We start from the raw sequence: 20,919 nt of genomic DNA on the forward strand, positions 1-20,919 counted from the left end.
TTAATTCATCCCAGGCAACTGGACCTTGGGTTTCACGTCGTTCTGCACAACGGATGCCAACGGCGCGACCACGCCTTGGCTTTTCAGCAACTGGCCCATGGTCGCCTTGATCCGGTACTGGCTGAACAGCTGCACGTTCTTGATTTCCGCCAGACGGCGGGAGGCGCTGAACAGCTCGTTTTCGCTGTCGAGCAAGTCGAGCAGGGTCCGCTCGCCGAGACTGAATTGCTTCTGGTAGGCGGTGCGCACGTTGGCACTGCGATCCACGTATTGCTGGGCGATGGGCACCTGGGCGTTGGCGTTGTTCAGGGCGTTCCAGGCCAGGCCCAGCTCTTCATTCAACTGGCGCAGCGCGTTGTTGCGGATATCCAGCGCCTGGTTGGACAGGTAGGACTTGGATTCCAGGTCGGCCTTGTTGCTACCACCGGCGTACAGGTTGAAGCGCATGCGCAACATGGCCTGCCATTCGTTGTTGTGGCCGTTCTGGCCGTCCAGGTCGTTGTCGGCGGTGCGGCCCAGTTCCGCGTCGAAGCGAGGGTAGAAGCTCGACTTGGCGGCCTCGTATTGCTTCTCGGCGGCGGCGATGTCGGCTTCGGCCGAACGCAGCACCGGGCTGTTTTCCAGCATCTGGGCACGGGCTTCGGTCAGGTTGGCCGGTAGCAACGCCAGAAAGTCGGCGGGGCGCTCCAGTTGGTCAGGCAATTGTCCGACGGCGCTGAGGTAGTTGGTCTCGGCATCGGCCAGGTTGGTCTGCTCGGTGATCAGGTTGTTGCGGGCCTGGGCCATGCGCGCCTCGGCCTGGTCCAGGTCGGCGCCGCTGCCTACCCCCCGGGACGTGCGCAACTTGATTTGATCGAAGATGCGCTCGTGACTCTTGAGGTTTTCCTCGGCCAGGCGCACGAACTCACGGCGGGTCAGTACGTCCAGGTACACCTGGGCGACGGTCAGCCCGGTACGCTCGGAGGCATCAAGCAAGGAATAGGCGCGGGCACTGACGTTGGCTTGTTGACGCCCGACTTCGCTGGACGTCGCAAAACCGTCAAAAACCATTTGCGACAAGCGTAGGCTCGATTCGCTGCGGTTCAGGGTTTCCCAATGATTATTACTGCCCGAACGGGTCGTCACGCTGTCGGTGCCTTCACGGCCGTAACCGGCTGCGAGGTCCACTCTAGGCAGGTAGCCGCCCTTGGCCGCCTTCAACTGATAGTCCGCCGCCAGGCGGCTGTTCACGCCTGCCTGAATTTCCGGATGAACATCCAATGCTTGTTGCATGGCCTGCGGCAAGGTTTGTGCTTGTACGAAACTGGCGGCCAGGGCGAAGGGTAAAGCCTTGAACAGGTGCGAACGCATGGTTGGAAAATTCCCGAAACTCTTGTCTTGAATCACAGCGAAACGTGTCGCTGCATCGGATGATGGCAACCGGAATGACCGTATGTCGGAAAGTTCAGAACAGGGGCAGGAACACGCACCGAAAGAACAGGTCGCCGCTTAAATATCAATGTGACATTACAGGGGCGATTGTTTAGGATGGCCAGCATAAGGTCAATAGTTTGGCAGAAACAAAATAAGCCGAACTAGCTGTCAAAATATCGTCATATTGCCAGCGTCAAAACATTATCCCTTTGTGCGCATGAACGTCCAGACCGCTATGGCCAACGAGGCTGTCGGGTCCATGGAAGTCTACTGAACGTGGTACCCGGAGAGTCTTCAATGAGCAGTGTTATTGCCGTTGTCAAAAGCATTGTTGGTCAGGTTTTCGTCGTTTCCCCCGAGGGCATTCGGCGCGTACTCATTGAAGGCGATCGCCTTAACGTAGGCGACCAGCTGGACACCGGACCTGCCGGCGCCGTCACGTTGGAACTGGCTGACGGCCGCACGCTCGACCTGGGCCGCGATACCCAGTGGAGCGCCAGCGCGCCGGACTCTTCCACCGACCTCGAACAGGCCACTGCCCAAGCCGCGCCTTCAGTAGAAGAGCTGCAGCAAGCCATCGCCGCCGGTGTCGACCCGACCACCGCCCTGGAAGCCACCGCGGCCGGCGCCACCGCTGCCGGTACAGGCGGAGCCGTGGGCGGCGGTCATAGCTTCGTCGTGCTGGATGCCACGGCCGGCAGCGTCGACCCCACCATCGGCTTCCCGACCGAAGGCCTCGCTGCGGCCGCGGCAACCGATGACAACATCCTGGGTGGCGACGACAACGCCGATACCACCGCCAACGCAGTGCTCAATGCGACGATGACTTTGAGCGCCACCCCTACCCTGACCGAGGCCGGGGGCGTGCTGGTCTACACCGCGACCGTGACCCAGGCGCCGCAGACCAACCTGACCGTAACCCTGTCCAACGGCGCGGTGATCGTGATCCCGGCCGGGCAACTGACCGGTAGCGTCAACGTGCCCCTGGCACCGAACGACACGGTCTACAACGACCCCAGCCAAGTCAGCGTGACCGTCACCGGCACCACTGGCGGCACCGGCATCGCCGTGACCCTGCCGACCACGCCAGCCGTGACGCAGATCACCGACACCGTCGACACCACCACCGTCACCCTGAGCGCCGGCAATACTGTCACCGAAGGCGGCCAGATCACCTACACCGCGACGCTGACCAACCCGGCCCAGACGCCGGTGACCGTGACATTGAGCAATGGCTCGGTCATCACGATTGCCGCTGGCCAGACCACCGGTACCGTGGCTGTCGATACTCCGGCTAACGACGCCTATAACAACGGCAGCACCGTCAGCACTACGATTACCGGCGCTACTGGCGGTAACTTCGAAAATCTGGTGCCGAGCGCTACGCCTGCGGTTACTACGATCACTGATTCGGCTGATGCCACTGGCCTGACTTTGACCGCCAGCGAAACCATCACCGAAGGCGGCCAGATCACTTACACCGCCACGTTGACCAATCCGGCCCAGACGCCGGTGACCGTGACGCTGAGCAATGGCTCGGTGATCACTATCGCCGCCGGCCAGACCACCGGTACCGTGGCGGTCAATACCCCGGCTAACGACGTCTACAACAATGGCAGCACTGTCAGTACTACGATTACTGGCGCAACCGGCGGTAACTTCGAGAACCTGGTACCGAGCACTACGCCTGCGCTCACTACGATCTCTGACTCGGCTGATACGACTGGCCTGACGCTCAGCGCCAGCGAAACCATCACCGAAGGTGGCCAGATCACCTACACCGCCACGTTGACCAATCCGGCCCAGACGCCGGTGACCGTGACGTTGAGCAATGGCTCGGTGATCACTATCGCCGCTGGCCAGACCACCGGCACCGTTGCCGTGGATACCCCAGCCAACGACGTCTACAACAACGGCAGCACTGTCAGCACTACGATCACCGGCGCAACCGGCGGCAACTTCGAAAACCTGGTGCCGAGCACGACGCCTGCCGTTACTACGATCACTGATTCGGCTGATACGACTGGCCTGACGCTCAGCGCCAGCGAAACCATCACCGAAGGCGGTCAGATCACTTACACCGCGACACTGACCAATCCTGCTCAGACGCCGGTGACCGTGACGTTGAGCAATGGCTCGGTGATCACTATCGCCGCCGGCCAGACCACCGGCACCGTGGCTGTCGATACCCCAGCCAACGACGTCTACAACAATGGCAGCACCGTCAGCACTACGATTACCGGCGCAACCGGCGGCAACTTCGAGAATCTGGTGCCGAGCACTACGCCTGCGGTTACTACGATTACTGATTCGGCTGATACTACCGGCCTGACCTTGTCCGCAACCGACACCGTCGCCGAAGGCGGGTCCATCGTTTACACCGCGACCCTGACTAACGCTGCCGGCTCGCCTGTCACCATCACCCTGAGCAACGGCGCGGTCATCAACATCGCCGCTGGCGCCACCACTGGCACCGTAACTGTCGACGCACCGAAAGATGACGTCTACAAAGACGCCGGCAAGGTTGAAGTCAGCATCGACACGGCAGTTGGCGGTAACTTTGAGAACCTGGTGCCTAACACTGCACCAGTCGTGACGGACGTGAACGATACCCTCGATACCAGCACCGTTTCGCTCACCGCGACTTCGACGGTTGGCGAAGGCGGCGTTGTGGTTTACACCGCTTCGGTGAACGCTCCAGTCACCGGTGCTCCGCTGGTCGTCACGCTGTCGAATGGTCAAAGCATCACCATCCCAGTTGGTTCCAGCTCCGGCTCAGTGAACTTCACCGCGCCTAACGATGCGTTGGCGGGTGGCAGCAACCTCAGCGTCAAGATCGACGACGCGAAAGGCGGCAACTACGAAAACCTCGAAATCGACGGCAAGCCTGCGGATACCGCAGTAACTGATACCCAAGACACTACCGGTCTGACGCTGTCTGCAACCGACACCGTAGCCGAGGGCGGTTCGATTGTTTACACCGCTACCCTGACTAACGCAGCGGGCTCGCCTGTCACCATTACCTTGAGCAACGGCGCCGTGATCAATATCGCCGCCGGCGCTACCACTGGCACCGTCACTGTCGACGCGCCGAAAGACGATGTCTACAAGGATGCCGGCAAGGTTGAAGTCAGCATCGACACGGCAGTTGGCGGTAACTTTGAGAATCTGGTGCCTAACACTGCACCAGTCGTCACCGACGTGACCGATACCCTCGATACCAGCACCGTTTCGCTCACCGCGACTTCGACGGTTGGCGAAGGCGGCACTGTGGTTTACACCGCTTCGGTGAATGCTCCAGTCACCGGCGCTCCGCTCGTAGTGAACTTGAGCAACGGCCAATCCATTACTATCCCCGTGGGTTCCAGCTCCGGCTCAGTGAACTTCACCGCGCCCAACGATGCGTTGGCGGGTGGCAGCAACCTGAGCGTCAAGATCGACGACGCGAAAGGCGGCAACTACGAAAACCTGGAAATTGACGGCAAGCCTGCGGACACGACCGTTACGGACGTTCAAGACACTACCGGCCTGACCTTGTCCGCAACCGACACCGTGGCTGAGGGCGGCTCCATCGTTTATACCGCCACTTTGACCAACGCTGCCGGCTCGCCGGTGACCATCACCCTGAGCAACGGCGCCGTGATTAATATCGCTGCCGGCGCCACCACTGGCACCGTGACCGTCGACGCGCCAAAAGACGACGTCTACAAGGACGCCGGTAAGGTCGAAGTCAGCATCGATAAAGCTACCGGTGGCAACTTTGAAAACCTGGTGCCTAACACTGCACCAGTCGTGACGGACGTGACCGATACCCTCGATACCAGCACCGTTTCGCTCACCGCGACTTCGACGGTTGGCGAAGGCGGCGTTGTGGTTTACACCGCTTCGGTGAATGCTCCGGTCACCGGCGCTCCGCTGGTCGTCACCCTGTCGAATGGCCAAAGCATCACCATCCCGGTCGGCGCAAGCTCCGGCTCAGTGAACTTCACCGCACCTAACGATGCGCTGGCGGGCGGCAGCAACCTCAGCGTCAAGATTGACGACGCCAAAGGCGGCAACTACGAAAACCTGGAAATCGACGGCAAGCCTGCGGATACCGCGGTCACCGATTCGACTGATGCCACGGGCCTGACCCTGTCCGCGACTGACACCGTCGCCGAGGGTGGTTCGATTGTTTACACCGCGACCCTGACCAATGCTGCCGGTTCGCCTGTCACCATCACCCTGAGCAACGGCACAGTGATCAACATCGCTGCCGGCGCCACCACTGGCACCGTGACCGTCGACGCGCCAAAAGACGACGTCTACAAGGACGCCGGTAAGGTCGAAGTCAGCATCGATAAAGCTACCGGTGGCAACTTCGAAAATTTGGTGCCGAACACTGCACCAGTCGTCACCGACGTGACCGACACCCTCGACACCAGCACCGTTTCGCTCACCGCGACTTCGACTGTTGGCGAAGGCGGCGTTGTGGTTTACACCGCTTCGGTGGACGCTCCAGTCACCGGTGCTCCGCTGGTCGTCACGCTGTCGAATGGTCAAAGCATCACTATCCCAGTTGGTTCCAGCTCCGGCTCTGTGAACTTCACCGCGCCTAATGATGCGTTGGCGGGTGGCAGCAACCTCAGCGTCAAGATCGACGACGCGAAAGGCGGCAACTTCGAAAACCTGGAAATCGACGGTAAGCCTGCGGATACGACCGTTACGGACGTTCAAGACACTACCGGTCTGACTCTGTCCGCGACTGATACTGTCGCTGAAGGCGGCTCGATTGTTTACACCGCGACCCTGACCAACGCCGCCGGTTCGCCGGTGACCGTGACCCTGAGCAACGGCGCGGTGATCAACATCGCCGCCGGTGCCAAGACCGGCACCGTGACCGTCGATGCACCGAAAGACGACGTCTACAAGGACGCCGGCAAGGTTGAAGTCAGCATCGATAAAGCGACTGGCGGCAACTTCGAAAACCTGGTCCCGAGCATCACGCCAGCCGTGACTGACGTCACCGACACGCTCGACACCTCGACTGTCAGCCTGACGGCTTCCCCTTCCGTGGGCGAAGGCGGCACTGTGGTTTACACCGCTTCGGTGAACGCTCCAGTCACCGGCGCTCCGCTCGTAGTGACCTTGAGCAACGGCCAGTCCATCACCATCCCAGTCGGCGCAAGCTCCGGCTCGGTGAACTTCACCGCGCCTAACGATGCGTTGGCGGGCGGCAGCAACCTCAGCGTCAAGATCGACGACGCCAAGGGCGGCAATTACGAAAACCTGGAAATCGACGGCAAGCCTGCCGGCACCACCGTCACCGATGTCCAGGACACCACCGGCCTGAGCCTGAGCGCCGCCAACTCGGTCGCCGAGGGCGGCCAGATCACCTATACCGCGACCCTCACCAACGCCGCTGGCTCGCCAGTGACCGTGACCCTGAGCAACGGCGCGGTGATCAACATCGCCGCCGGTGCCAAGACCGGCACCGTGACCGTCGATGCACCGAAAGACGACGTCTACAAGGACGCCGGCAAGGTTGAAGTCAGCATCGATAAAGCGACTGGTGGCAACTTCGAAAACCTGGTCCCGAGCACCACGCCAGCCGTGACTGACGTCACCGACACGCTCGACACCTCGACTGTCAGCCTGACGGCTTCCCCTTCCGTGGGCGAAGGCGGCACTGTGGTTTACACCGCTTCGGTGAACGCTCCAGTCACCGGCGTCCCGCTCGTGGTGAACTTGAGCAACGGCCAGTCCATCACCATTCCAGTCGGCGCAAGCTCTGGCTCGGTGAACTTCACCGCACCTAATGATGCATTGGCTGGCGGTAGCAACCTGAGCGTCAAGATCGACGACGCGAAAGGTGGCAACTACGAAAACCTGGAAATCGACGGCAAGCCTGCAGATACCGCAGTAACTGATACCCAAGACACTACCGGTCTGACGCTGTCTGCAACCGACACCGTAGCCGAAGGTGGTTCGATTGTTTACACCGCGACCCTGACTAACGCTGCCGGCTCGCCGGTGACCATCACCCTGAGCAACGGTGCCGTGATCAATATCGCCGCCGGCGCTACCACTGGCACCGTCACTGTCGACGCGCCAAAAGACGACGTCTACAAGGACGCCGGTAAGGTCGAAGTCAGCATCGATAAAGCTACCGGTGGCAACTTTGAAAACCTGGTGCCTAACACTGCACCAGTCGTCACCGACGTGACCGACACCCTCGACACCAGCACCGTTTCGCTCACCGCGACTTCGACTGTTGGCGAAGGCGGCGTTGTGGTTTACACCGCTTCGGTGGACGCTCCAGTCACCGGTGCTCCGCTGGTCGTCACGCTGTCGAATGGTCAAAGCATCACTATCCCAGTTGGTTCCAGCTCCGGCTCTGTGAACTTCACCGCGCCTAATGATGCGTTGGCGGGTGGCAGCAACCTCAGCGTCAAGATCGACGACGCGAAAGGCGGCAACTTCGAAAACCTGGAAATCGACGGTAAGCCTGCGGATACGACCGTTACGGACGTTCAAGACACTACCGGTCTGACTCTATCCGCGACTGATACTGTCGCTGAAGGCGGCTCGATTGTTTACACCGCGACCCTGACCAACGCCGCCGGTTCGCCGGTGACCGTGACCCTGAGCAACGGCGCGGTGATCAACATCGCCGCCGGCGCCAAGACCGGCACCGTGACTGTCGATGCACCGAAAGACGACGTCTACAAGGACGCCGGCAAGGTTGAAGTCAGCATCGACAAGGCTGTCGGTGGCAACTTCGAAAACCTGGTGCCGAGCACCACGCCAGCCGTGACCGACGTCACCGACACGCTCGACACCTCGACTGTCAGCTTGACCGCTTCCCCTTCCGTGGGCGAAGGCGGCACTGTGGTTTACACAGCATCCGTAAACGCACCAGTCACCGGTGCTCCGCTGGTCGTCACGCTGTCGAATGGTCAAAGCATCACCATTCCAGTTGGTTCCAGCTCCGGCTCGGTGAACTTCACCGCGCCCAACGATGCGTTGGCGGGCGGCAGCAACCTGAGCGTCAAGATCGACGACGCCAAAGGCGGCAACTACGAAAACCTGGAAATCGACGGCAAGCCTGCGGACACCGCAGTAACTGATACCCAGGACACTACCGGCCTGACTCTGTCCGCGACCGACACCATCGCCGAGGGCGGTTCGATTGTTTACACCGCGACCTTGAGCAACGCTGCCGGCTCGCCGGTGACCATCACCCTGAGCAACGGTGCCGTGATCAACATCGCCGCCGGCGCCAAGACCGGGACCGTGACCGTCGACGCACCGAAAGACGACGTCTACAAGGACGCCGGCAAGGTTGAAGTCAGCATCGACAAGGCTGTCGGTGGCAACTTCGAAAACCTGGTGCCGAGCACCACGCCAGCCGTGACCGACGTCACCGACACGCTCGACACCTCGACTGTCAGCTTGACCGCTTCCCCTTCCGTGGGCGAAGGCGGCACTGTGGTTTACACAGCATCCGTAAACGCACCAGTCACCGGTGCTCCGCTGGTCGTCACGCTGTCGAATGGTCAAAGCATCACCATTCCAGTTGGTTCCAGCTCCGGCTCGGTGAACTTCACCGCGCCCAACGATGCGTTGGCGGGCGGCAGCAACCTGAGCGTCAAGATCGACGACGCCAAAGGCGGCAACTACGAAAACCTGGAAATCGACGGCAAGCCTGCGGACACCGCAGTAACTGATACCCAGGACACTACCGGCCTGACTCTGTCCGCGACCGACACCATCGCCGAGGGCGGTTCGATTGTTTACACCGCGACCTTGAGCAACGCTGCCGGCTCGCCGGTGACCATCACCCTGAGCAACGGTGCCGTGATCAACATCGCCGCCGGCGCCAAGACCGGGACCGTGACCGTCGACGCACCGAAAGATGATGTCTACAAAGACGCTGGCAAAGTTGAAGTCAGCATCGATAAAGCTACCGGTGGCAACTTCGAAAACCTGGTGCCTAACACTGCACCAGTCGTCACCGACGTGACCGATACCCTCGACACCAGCACCGTTTCGCTCACCGCGACTTCGACGGTTGGCGAAGGCGGCACCGTGGTTTACACCGCTTCGGTGAACGCTCCAGTCACCGGCGTCCCGCTCGTGGTGAACTTGAGCAACGGCCAGTCCATCACCATCCCAGTCGGCGCAAGCTCCGGCTCGGTGAACTTCACCGCGCCTAATGATGCGTTGGCGGGTGGCAGCAACCTCAGCGTCAAGATCGACGACGCCAAAGGCGGCAACTACGAAAACCTGGAAATCGACGGCAAGCCTGCGGACACCGCAGTCACTGATACCCAGGACACTACCGGTCTGACTCTGTCCGCGACCGACACCATCGCCGAGGGCGGTTCGATTGTTTACACCGCGACCTTGAGCAACGCTGCCGGCTCGCCGGTGACCATCACCCTGAGCAACGGTGCCGTGATCAATATCGCCGCCGGCGCTACCACTGGCACCGTCACTGTCGACGCGCCGAAAGACGATGTCTACAAGGACGCCGGCAAGGTTGAAGTCAGCATCGATAAAGCGACTGGCGGCAACTTCGAAAACCTGGTCCCGAGCACCACGCCAGCCGTGACTGACGTCACCGACACGCTCGACACCTCGACTGTCAGCCTGACGGCTTCCCCTTCCGTGGGCGAAGGCGGCACTGTGGTTTACACCGCTTCGGTGAACGCTCCAGTCACCGGCGCTCCGCTCGTAGTGACCTTGAGCAACGGCCAGTCCATCACCATCCCAGTCGGCGCAAGCTCCGGCTCGGCGAACTTCACCGCGCCTAACGATGCGTTGGCGGGTGGTAGCAACCTGAGCGTCAAGATCGACGACGCGAAAGGTGGCAACTACGAAAACCTGGAAATCGACGGTAAGCCTGCGGATACGACCGTTACGGACGTTCAAGACACTACCGGTCTGACCCTGTCCGCGACTGATACTGTCGCTGAAGGCGGCTCGATTGTTTACACCGCGACCCTGACCAACGCCGCCGGTTCGCCGGTGACCGTGACCCTGAGCAACGGCGCGGTGATCAACATCGCCGCCGGCGCCAAGACCGGCACCGTGACCGTCGATGCACCGAAAGACGACGTCTACAAGGACGCCGGCAAGGTTGAAGTCAGCATCGACAAGGCTGTCGGTGGTAACTTCGAAAACCTGGTGCCGAGCACCACGCCAGCCGTGACCGCCGTGACCGACACGCCTGACAACACCACCGTCAGCATCACCGGCAGCACTTCGGTCACCGAAGGCCAGACCGCCACGTATACGGTCAACCTGACGAACCCGGCGCAAACCGAGGTAACGGTCAAGATCGTCTACAGCGGTACCGCCGCCGATGGCTCGGACTTCACCGGTGTCTACACCGTGAAGATCCCGGCCAACGCCACCAGCGCCAGCTTCAACGTGGCGACCCTGGACGACAAGATCACCGAAGGCACTGAAAACTTCGTGGTCAAGATCGACTCGGCCACCGGTGGCAACTTCGAGAACCTGGCGGTCAGCGGCACCAATGGCAGCGTCAGCACTTCGATCATCGACAACGATGCACCGCCGGTACTCGACCTGGACGCCAACAATTCCAGCGGCAAGACCGGCGCCGATTACCAGGTGACCTTTACCGAAGGCACCACCGGCCCGGGCGTGTCGATTGGCGACACCGACCTGAAAATCACCGACCCGGACAGCACCCTGCTGACCGGCGCCACCATCGTGCTGACCAACCGTCAGCCTGGCGATCATCTGAACCTGGGCAATAGCGTCAACGGCATCAGCATCAACGCCAATAGCACCGACGGCAAAATCGTCCTGACGCTGACGGGCAATGCGACGTTGGCCGACTACATGCAGCAGATCAAGAACATCAGCTTCATCAACAACAGCGAAGATCCGAGCACCGTACCGCGCGTCATCACCGTGACAGTGACCGACGGCACGAGCTACTCCAACACCGCCACCACCACCGTGAACGTGGTCGGAGTCAACGACGCACCCGTAGCCACCGGTGGCGCGGTGACCGGTACCGAAGACACTTCACTGGTCCTCGGCTGGTCGACGTTCGGCATCAGCGACGTGGACAGCGCCGCCACCAGCCAGGGTGTGAAAATCACCGGGCTGCCAGGCGATGGCAAGCTGCAGTACCTGGACGGGGCGACGTGGAAGGACGTCGCCAACAACCAGACCTTCACCAAGGCCGACATCGACGCCGGCAAGCTGCGCTTCACACCCGATGCCAACGAATCCGGGGCCGATGGCTACGGCGGCAGCGGCGTGGGCAACAAGCAGGCTGACTACGCGCAGATCAAGTTCCAGCCAACCGACGGCCAGACTCTGGGCAACACCGGTACCGTGAAGATCGACATCACGCCAACCGCCGATGCGCCGACCCTCAACGTCGCCGGCAACAACGTGACCTCTACCGGCCTGATCAAGGAAGTCTGGACCGGCCTGTCGGGCCTGGGCACCGATGGCAATGGCGCGCCGTCCGGCACGCTCAAGTCGGTGATCGACGCCGCCGGCACGCCGAACAGCAGCACCAATGTGAGCAACGTTCAGAACGACGGCAACGTCAATCCGGGCACCGCGTCGAAGACCTCGGGCCTGATCTTCCTGGAAGCCGGCAAGACCTACACCTTCAGCGGCACCGGCGACGACAGTTTGCTGGTGACCATCGGCGGCAAGACCGCCGCGGCCATCACTTGGGGTGCGGGCGGCCAGTTGAACGGTTCGTTCACGCCGACCACCAGCGGCTATTACACCCTGGATATCTACCACCACAACCAGACCGGCCCAGGCAGTTATGACGTGAACCTGTCGGTCAACGGCAGCACGCCGGTGGACCTGAGCAGCGCAGGCGTACCGCTGTATACCGGCGTGGCTGACCTGGTGAATGCCGGGGTTTCCGTTTCCGACCTGCACGGCACCAATGGCGAAGGCTACTACGACGGCTACAAGCTCAACGAAGGCGCCGAAGGCGGCAGCGTGAAGCTGTCGAAGATCACCACCGCACTGACCGACACCGATGGCTCCGAAAGCCTGAGCGTGAAAATCGGCGGCATGCCGGAAGGCAGTGTGCTGAGCGATGGCGCGGGACATACCGCAACCGTGGGCGCCAACGGCGAAGCTTCGCTCACCGGCTGGAACCTGGCTAGCCTCAACCTGACGCCACCGACCTACTTCAGCGGCCAGATCAACCTGACCGTAACGTCGACCTCCACCGAATCCCTCGGCGGGTCGGCAGTGACGACCGCGCAGATCCCGGTCACCGTTTACCCGGCGACCTATAACGCTGTCACCGCCACCTCCGGCAGCGACAATGTCACCGGTACCGACGGCAACGACATCGTGGTCGCCGACATCGGCGGCCTGACCGTGGTACCGGGCGTCAACTACAATATCGCGTTCATGGTCGACAGCTCCGGCAGCATGAGTTCGTCGTCCGTCACAGCCGCCAAGAACTCGCTGACCCAGGTGTTCAACACGCTCAAGCAGAGCCTGGGCAGCAACTCCGGGACGGTGAACATCTTCCTGGCGGACTTCGATAACCAGGTAAACAAGAACGTTGCGGTCAACCTCAACGATCCGAACGCGCTGACACTGCTCAAGAGCGTGCTCGACTCGATGGTGTCCGGCGGCAATACCAACTATGAAGACGTGTTCAAGACCACCGCGAACTTCTTCAACAGCACCCAGGCCCTGAGCAATACCGGCGCGAAGAACCTGACGTACTTCATCACCGACGGTGAGCCAACGCGCTACCAGTCCGGCGAACAGACGAACCCGACGCTGTACGGCACCGTCAAGCTCGACGACGTGCTGAGTGCGTCCAACTATACCGTTGGCAAGTACTACACCCAGACGATCGACAGCACACACAAATTCACCATCGAAGAAAATGGCGACATGTACCTGTCGACCAAGAGCGGCAAGAACTGGAATGACAGTTACGTCGGCACGGTGCGTGCCGAGGGCAACGGCACGTTCGAGTTCTCCAACCTGGACGGCGGCGGGTGGGGCGACGCCTCGGCAGCAGCCGGCTCAGCGGCCAGCTTCACCCTGCTCAAAGGCTTGAGCAACGTTGAAGCCATCGGCCTGAACAACGGCGTCACCCTGGACGACCTCAAGCCGTACGACTCCGATGGCAAGCCGCAAACCAACATCGACCCCAAGGACCTGGCCAACTCGATCATCGGCCACACCGAAGCGACGTTGCCAGGTGCCGACACGGTCAATGGCGGCGACGGCAACGACATCCTGTTCGGCGACCTGGTGAGCTTCAACGGCATCGCCGGCGAGGGTTACCAGGCCATCCAGTCGTTCGTGGCCCAACAAAGCGGCGTGGACGTCAGCAAGGTCAGCACTTCGAACGTGCACCAGTACATCACCGAGCACTACACCGCGTTCGATGTGTCCGGTGCCCATGATGGCAATGACACTCTGCTGGGCGGCGCCGGCAACGACATCCTCTTCGGCCAGGGCGGCAACGATTTGCTCGACGGCGGCAAGGGCAATGACATCCTGCTCGGTGGCAGCGGCAGCGACATCCTGATCGGCGGCAAGGGCAACGACACGCTCATCGGTGGCCTGGGCGGCGATACCTTCGTCTGGAAATCCGGCGACACCGGCACTGACGTGATCAAGGACTTCAAGGCCGCCGAAGGTGACCGGATCGACCTGCGAGACCTGTTGCAGGGCGAAACCGGCAGCACCATCGACCACTTCCTGAAGATCAGCACGGTCGATGGCGTGTCTTCCCTGCAAGTCAGCACCACCGGTCAATTCAACGCGGCCAACACTGCGGCGACGCCGGACGTGACGATCAAGCTGGAAGGCAACAATTGGTCGAACATCAACCTGAACTCGCTCATCGCTGGCAGTGACCCGACCATCAAGATCGATCACAACAACAGCTGAACCTGACACAGACTCTGTGGCGAGGGCGCTTGCTCCCTCGCCACAGGATAAGTGTTCATAATCCCCACAGTTGGCCTATGCTGCCCAGCATGACGCCGCTTCATACATGAGGGATGCCCGATGTTTTATGTGCAACGCGATGCGCAAGGCCTGCTGGTGCGCGTCGAAGCCGCCGCTTATGCCGAGGCCACCGAGACCTTGCCGGCCGACAACCATGAGATCCAGGACTGGTTCGCCAACCAGGCGGTAGAGAACAGCCTCAAGCAACTCAAGCAGAGCGACCTGGAGATGATCCGGGTACTCGACGACCTGATCCAGGTACTCACCAGCAAAGGCGTCATCCGCGTCACCGACCTGCCGCCAGCGGCCCAGGCCAAGCTGATGGACCGCAACCAGGCACGGGAAGCGCTGGGCGGGTTGAGTCGGTTGATTGATGACGATGAGAAGGGGTTGATCTGATTCACCGCTGACCGTGGCTAGGGAGCAAGCTCCCTAGCCACGGGGTTATACGGTGTCTGAGCTGGCGCCATCGCGAGCAGGCTCGCTCCCACAGTGGATGGGGGGTAAATTTCAAACTTCAGCCCAACAAAAAACCATGTGGGAGCGAGCCTGCTCGCGAAGGCTCACTGACAGACAACGCAGCACTCATCCCCAACGCTTAGGCTCGCCCACCAACTGCCCTTGCACCCCAAACAACCCCATCTCGCGAATCACCGCCAGTTCGCCTTCCGTCTCAACCCGCTCGGCAATCAGCGGCAGGTCGATGCTGTGGGCGGCGCGCTGGATGGCTTCGATGAACAGGCGCTTGTCGCTCTCCTGGTCGATGGCGCGAATATAACTGCCGTCGATTTTCAGATACGCCAGCCCCAGCCGCGACAAGTTGCCGATCATGCTGAACCGTCCGCCGAAACGCTGCAGGCTCAGGGAGAAACCGAGCTCGCGCAACTGCCGGGTCAACTGCTCCAGCACCGCTTGCTCAGGTAATTGCTCCTCACCGATCTCCAGGGTCAGGCGCGCCCCGAGATTGCCGTGAGCCCGCAGGATTTCAAAGACCTTGTTCAAAGCCTGCGGGTCGGCCAGCGTGGCAGAGGACAGGTTGAGCGCCAGGGATTGCTCGTGCCCGGCCATTTGCTTGAGCACCTGTTCGAGCATCAGGCGGTCCAGGCGCGCAGTCCAGCCGAAGCGCTCCAGCCATGGCAGGAAACGCCCGGCGGGGATGCTCTGGCCCTGATCGTCGAGCAGCCGCGAAAGCACTTTGTAATGCAGCACCACCTGGGTGTCCTGGGCGGCCACCACCGGCTGGAAATACAGCTCGAAGCGCTGGTTGCTCAGCGCCTGGTCAAGCAGGTTGTGCCAGGCATGGTGATCATCGCCAACGCTTGCCGACGCGCTGTGATCCAGGCAGGCCCAGCCCGGTTCACCCTGGGTTTCGGCCTGGGCCAGCGCCTGGTCGCCGAGCTGGAGCACCGCTTGCGGCGAGTCGCCGTGGACGAACGGCGCCAGCCCGATGGAGGCCACCGATGCGACGTCCGTCGCGCCGGTGGCGTGCAGGCTCGCCAACGCGCCTTCGAGATTCTGCGCCAGTTGCAAGGCTTCCTCGCGCACCAGCCCGGGCGCCAACACGGCGAACTCTCCGCCGCGGATGCGCGTCACCAGGTTATGGGTTTCCGGATAACGCGCGCATTCACGCAGCAATTGCTCGCCCACGGCCTTGAGCAACTGATCGGTGCGCTGCCCGCCCAGCCGCTGGTTCAACCCGGCCAGGTCCCTGACCCGCAACAACAGCAGATAACCGGAACTGGCCTGCTCGGGATTGCTCACCCGGGCATGCAGCTGCATTTCGAAGTAACGTCGGTTGGCCAGGCCCGTGAGGTTGTCCTGATAGGACTCGACCCGCAGCTTCTCGCTGCGCTCGGCCTGCTCCTGGAACAGCGCCTTGAGCTTTTCGACCATCTGGTTCATCGCCTGCACCACCCGGCGCAGCTCAGGGGTACGCGGCAGCTCCGGCAAGCTGAGGAACTCCCGACGGGCGATGGCATGGGACTGGTGCACCATGTAATCCAGCGGCTTGAGCTGACGGCGCAGCAGCAAGGCCCCCAACACCGCGCTCACAGCGCCGCACAGCAACAGCCAACCCAGGCTGCCCAGCGCGCTCTGCCACAGCTTGGCGAGGGCGAACATAGGGTGGCTGACCACTTCGACCCGTGCCGCCTGCTCCCAGCCCCGACTGACGAGCGCATCGCCACCGGCCGGCTCCAGGCCAATGAGCTTGATGAACCACTGCGGTACGTTGCCGGCGTCCGGAATGCCGGTGCGTTCGACGATGGTGCTGTCGTTCTTCACGTCGACCACGCGGATGCTTGCGTAGTAGCCGCTGTCGAAGATCGAGCTGACCATCAGCTCGACCATTGCCGGGTCGTCGATATTCGGCGTCAGCGACAAGGCCAGCGCCGTGGCCGCATCCTGCGCGTGCGAGCGCAATTGATTGACGTACTGGGTCCGCGAGCTTTCCAGGCTGACCATGAAGCTGCCGCTGAAGGCAACCACCAGGAACAGACAGATAGCGATCAACAGCTGTTTGAACAAGGACATCTGAGCGCGCGCTCCTAGTTAGTCGTCTCGACCGGAAAACCTTCGGCCTGCATTTTTTTCAACACATCCTGCCAGCGGGACAGGCGCTTGGTGTCACCCACTTTTTTGTTGCCCTTGGCGCCCGGCAGCCACAGCCCTTCGGCATTGAAAGAGTAGACCGGCAGCAGGTCGGTTCGCTGGCTGGCCGGCTGGATACCGTCGATCAGGCTGTCGAGTACCAAGGGCATGGCATCGGGCGTGGCGTAGTAGGTCAGCACCATGTGCGCCCGGTTCTGCCGCAAGGCCTTGACGTAGGTGATGCGCAGCTTGTCACTGGACACCCCGAGCCGGCGCAGGCTGAAATACTTGGCGATGGCGTAGTCCTCGCAATCACCTGCGCCCTTCCATAAGGCCTGGATAGGGGTTTCCCAGTAATCAACCTCACGCCACAGGTCGATGTCTTCGACGTAGCGCACCTGCTTGTTGAAAAACAGATTCACTACCTTGAGTTGTTCCAGTTCCGGAATCTGCTTCTGGGTCGCCAACAGTTGCTGCCACGCGTCGATCCGTTGCTGCCCTTCGCCCAAAGGCCCATATAACGCTTGCGCCCGGCGGCTGATCTGCGCAAAGTCCCAATCGGCCCGCAGGCCGCCCAGCAGCAGGCCGGCCAGCAACAATGCCGAACACAGCCAACGCATGGACCTGAGGACAGGAAAAGGTGCAGCCAAGGGGAATACGTCCGAAAAGGGCCGTTGGAAAATTCGTTGGATGGTGAAGCCTGGCCGGGCAAAAGACAATGGCAGGATGCAATCACCGCAAGCAGTCTAAACTTTAGTTCAGGAACCGGCGCCGCGAGACTTTGACGGCTTGGCAATCTGTAACTAATGTTGGCTTGGATCCAATTTCGTTACTACCAGTCAGGGTGTTGTCGTGACAAAGAAGCCCAACCCGTTAAGCACTATCCAGGTCAACGGCCCCATTCCCGCCTCCCAGGCCCGCGCCATCATCGAGAGCTCCCTGCGTGAAGCCATTCTCGATGGGCGCCTGCCCAGTGGCACGGCGCTACGCCAACAGGAACTGGCCGACCTGTTCGGCGTCAGCCGCATGCCGGTACGCGAGGCATTACGCCAGCTCGAGGCGCAGTCATTGCTAAACGTGGTACAGCACAAGGGCGCCGTGGTGGCTCCGCTGATCACCAGCAATGCGATCGAAACCTATGCCTTGCGTTCGGTCCTGGAAAGCTTCGCCCTGCGCCTGTCCGTTCCGCTGCTCAACGACAACGACCTGACGATGGCCGCCCAGTACATCGAGCAACTCGAGGCGCAAACCGACTACGCCGAGATCGCCAGGCTCAATCGGCTGTTTCATATGTCGCTTTACCACAGGGCACCCAACGCCAAGCTGCTTGACCTGGTCGAGCACGAGCTCAATGAGGAAGAGCGTTTCCTGCGTTTTCACATGTCATCGATGGGCCTGGGCACGCTGACCCAGGACGACCACCGCGCGATGCTCGCAGCCGCGGTGGCGAAGGATGTCGACACAGCGGTCGCCTTGCTTGAGCAGCACTTGGAAAAAGCCTCCGTCACCATGCGCCGATACCTCAACCAATAAGCGCAACCCCATCTCTGCGCCGGCGACGCGGCCGGCGTAGCACTTTCTTACACATCCTTCCTACACCCCCATGGCCCTGCCCGGCGCGGTCTGACTGCGCCCGCGTTCCATCGCGACGTCAGTCCGATGGAACTGCTATCCATTTGGGCTCACTCTTGCGTTTATCGATTCAAAAAAGACCTGAAGAAGTCAGCGCCTGGCTGTGGCCCAGGCGAATCGAAGCCATCACGCAAGGAGCGTCGTCCGAACGGCGAGATGACCCGCAAGTCTGGTCGGTCTCCCGCCCACAAAACATCACTTACTTAATTCCCGTTCTCTGAAGTGCTCCGGGTGAGGCATTCACTCGTACCATTCGATTCTGATAGTTATAAATCGGAAGGAGCAACTTCGACCCAATAAAACTTATATGAAAAGTTTTAACAACCCTCTTCACGCCCAAGAAATACGCCAACTTAAATATATAAAAAATAACTTGCAGAGCCTTTGTTACATGCACTAACTTTTTCTACGTCGAGTTGCCTTCGACCCCAAAAACTCATGACAGAAAGGCCTCCACCAGGCCTTTTCAACCCTGAGCAAAAATAAAACATCTGTATCAAGAAAACATGGACTCCGGTTCACGCGCTCGCTCGCACCGAAAAAACTGGCGAAGCAACTTCCGGACAAAAATCATTGATGAGGACGTTCCAATGCAGCCAACCAAAGAACAACTATTCCTGAAGAAACTCGAACTTGGTGAACACCCGGTTTTTTCTGAAATAACATCAATCGACCTGTTGCGTCGTTTTATGGAAAGTCATGTTTTTGCCGTGTGGGATTTCATGTCCCTGACCAAGCGCCTGCAACGCGAGCTGACCTGTATCCAGTTGCCGTGGCTACCTCCGGCCGACCCGCACGCAGCACGGCTGATCAATGAAATCGTCTTGGGGGAAGAATCCGACGACCGTCCCGGAGCGGGCTATTGCAGCCATTTCGAGCTGTACCTGGACGCCATGCGCGAGGTCGGCGCGGATACCCGGGCCATTGAGCAATTCATTGCCCTGCAACAGGAAGGCGTCAGCCCCGAAACCGCGCTGGACAGCGTCGAGGTAGACCCGGCCGCGGCGCGCTTCGTACGCCAGACCTTGCACACTGCCTTGCACGCCCCGGCCCACAGCGTGGCCGCCGCGTTCGTGCACGGTCGCGAAAGCGTCATCCCGCAGATGTTCCAGCGCATGCTGGATGCCTGGGGCATCGGCCTGGACCAGGCACCGACGTTTCGTTATTACCTGCAACGGCATATCGAAGTGGACTCCGAAGACCACGGCCCGGCTGCGGAAAAACTCCTGGCACGGCTGATCGATGGCGACCCGCAGCGCGAGCGCGAAGTCCTTGCCGCCGCCCTCGCCGCCGTCCACAGCCGCGCGGCGTTGTGGGATGGTTTGCGTCAGAGCATGGCCCTGCCCGTTGCGCAGGTGACGCCATGAACGCCATTTCATACCAGTCCTTCGCCGACACCTGGGAAAGTCGTGCCACCATCCGTACCCGACCACGGCGCCGGGTCGAGGATGACGACAAGCTGATCTTCCCCATGAGCCGTCAGCCCCTTGTGCACAGCCAGACCTTTCTCAGCCACTGCCCGCAGTTGCGCGATTTTGTCCTGGTGCAGAGCCTCTACAAATTCATCAATGACGTGGTGATTTTCGAGACTGAGCTGGTGGACCACACCGCGCGGCGCATCGCCAAGAACCGCTTCGGCATCGAGTTTCCGTTCGCCTGTCGCTACGACGCGATGACTGTGGTGGTGGATGAGGACTATCACGCGCTGGTGGCCATGGACTTCATGCAACAGACCATCGACATGACCGGCATCGAGCCGATCCCGCTGCCCGACCAGATCGAACTCAGCCGCGCGGTCCCAGCCACGCTGGCGCGCGCACCGGAGCATTTGCTCAGTGCCGTGGAGCTGATCTGTATCGCCATTGCCGAGAACACGGTGACCAACGAAGTGGCGGCCTTTGCCCGGGATGATTCGGTCAAGGCCTCGATCAAAGGTCTGATGGCGGACCACTTGCAGGATGAGGGCCGGCACTCCGGTTTCTGGACACGGCTGGTGCAGATTTACTGGCGCACCGCACCGGAAGAAGACCGCCAAGCCATCGCGCAACTGATGCCCGGCTTCATTGCCGAGTACCTGGCGAGCGACCTGCAACAACAGTTCGATTTCGAGCTGATCGCCCATCTGCCCGTCGATGAATCGGTACGTCAGTCGCTGCGGGATGAGGCCAGCGCGTTGGCGTACCCGATCAATCGTTTTCACCCGCTGGTGGGCAACATCACACGCTTTTTTCGCACCAGCTCGATGCTCGCATCACCGTGCGTGCGCGATGCCCTGGCCGACTACCTGACCCCATGAGGAGC

The 20,919-nt window shown here is 61.0% G+C and carries 8 protein-coding genes; 5 read left to right on the top strand and 3 right to left on the bottom strand.

Annotated elements, in window-relative coordinates:
* A complete protein-coding gene (locus tag J3P89_RS27330) occupies window positions 1-1,350 on the bottom strand; it encodes a TolC family outer membrane protein (RefSeq protein ID WP_434654233.1) in 1,350 nt (449 codons plus the stop codon).
* 360 nt (window positions 1,351-1,710) lie between these two features.
* Here J3P89_RS27330 and J3P89_RS27335 point away from each other — a divergent pair, with 360 nt between their 5' ends.
* Together J3P89_RS27335 and J3P89_RS27340 are read left to right on the top strand one after the other, a co-directional pair.
* The gene (locus tag J3P89_RS27335) at window positions 1,711-14,337 is read left to right on the top strand and encodes a retention module-containing protein (RefSeq protein WP_434696232.1); all 12,627 of its coding nucleotides are present in this window, start codon (window positions 1,711-1,713) and stop codon (window positions 14,335-14,337) included.
* Between the two features lie 120 nt (window positions 14,338-14,457).
* Entirely contained in the window at window positions 14,458-14,796 is a 339-nt protein-coding gene (locus J3P89_RS27340; protein ID WP_305497599.1) for a tryptophan synthase subunit beta, read from the top strand.
* Between the two features lie 186 nt (window positions 14,797-14,982).
* Here the strand turns inward: J3P89_RS27340 and lapD are convergent, their stop codons facing one another.
* On the bottom strand, window positions 14,983-16,929 hold the full coding sequence (lapD, locus tag J3P89_RS27345; protein WP_434570448.1) for a cyclic di-GMP receptor LapD: 1,947 nt from the start codon (window positions 16,927-16,929) through the stop codon (window positions 14,983-14,985).
* Window positions 16,930-16,943: 14 nt separating this feature from the next.
* Window positions 16,944-17,606, bottom strand: coding sequence for a cysteine protease LapG (gene lapG, locus J3P89_RS27350; protein ID WP_434570450.1), 663 nt, complete (start codon window positions 17,604-17,606; stop codon window positions 16,944-16,946).
* Between the two features lie 232 nt (window positions 17,607-17,838).
* Here lapG and J3P89_RS27355 point away from each other — a divergent pair, with 232 nt between their 5' ends.
* From J3P89_RS27355 to J3P89_RS27365, 3 genes are all read left to right on the top strand, one after another.
* On the top strand, window positions 17,839-18,519 hold the full coding sequence (locus J3P89_RS27355) for a GntR family transcriptional regulator (protein ID WP_434626617.1): 681 nt from the start codon (window positions 17,839-17,841) through the stop codon (window positions 18,517-18,519).
* A gap of 689 nt (window positions 18,520-19,208) precedes the next feature.
* Window positions 19,209-19,985, top strand: coding sequence for a DUF3050 domain-containing protein (locus J3P89_RS27360; protein WP_434602463.1), 777 nt, complete (start codon window positions 19,209-19,211; stop codon window positions 19,983-19,985).
* Window positions 19,982-20,914, top strand: coding sequence for a diiron oxygenase (locus tag J3P89_RS27365; RefSeq protein ID WP_434696233.1), 933 nt, complete (start codon window positions 19,982-19,984; stop codon window positions 20,912-20,914). Before J3P89_RS27360 ends, J3P89_RS27365 begins: the two co-directional genes overlap by 4 nt.
* The last annotated feature ends 5 nt before the right edge of the window (window positions 20,915-20,919 follow it).

Origin of the sequence: Pseudomonas sp. Z1-14, assembly GCF_051132005.1 — a bacterium.
Classification (GTDB): Bacteria; Pseudomonadota; Gammaproteobacteria; order Pseudomonadales; family Pseudomonadaceae; genus Aquipseudomonas.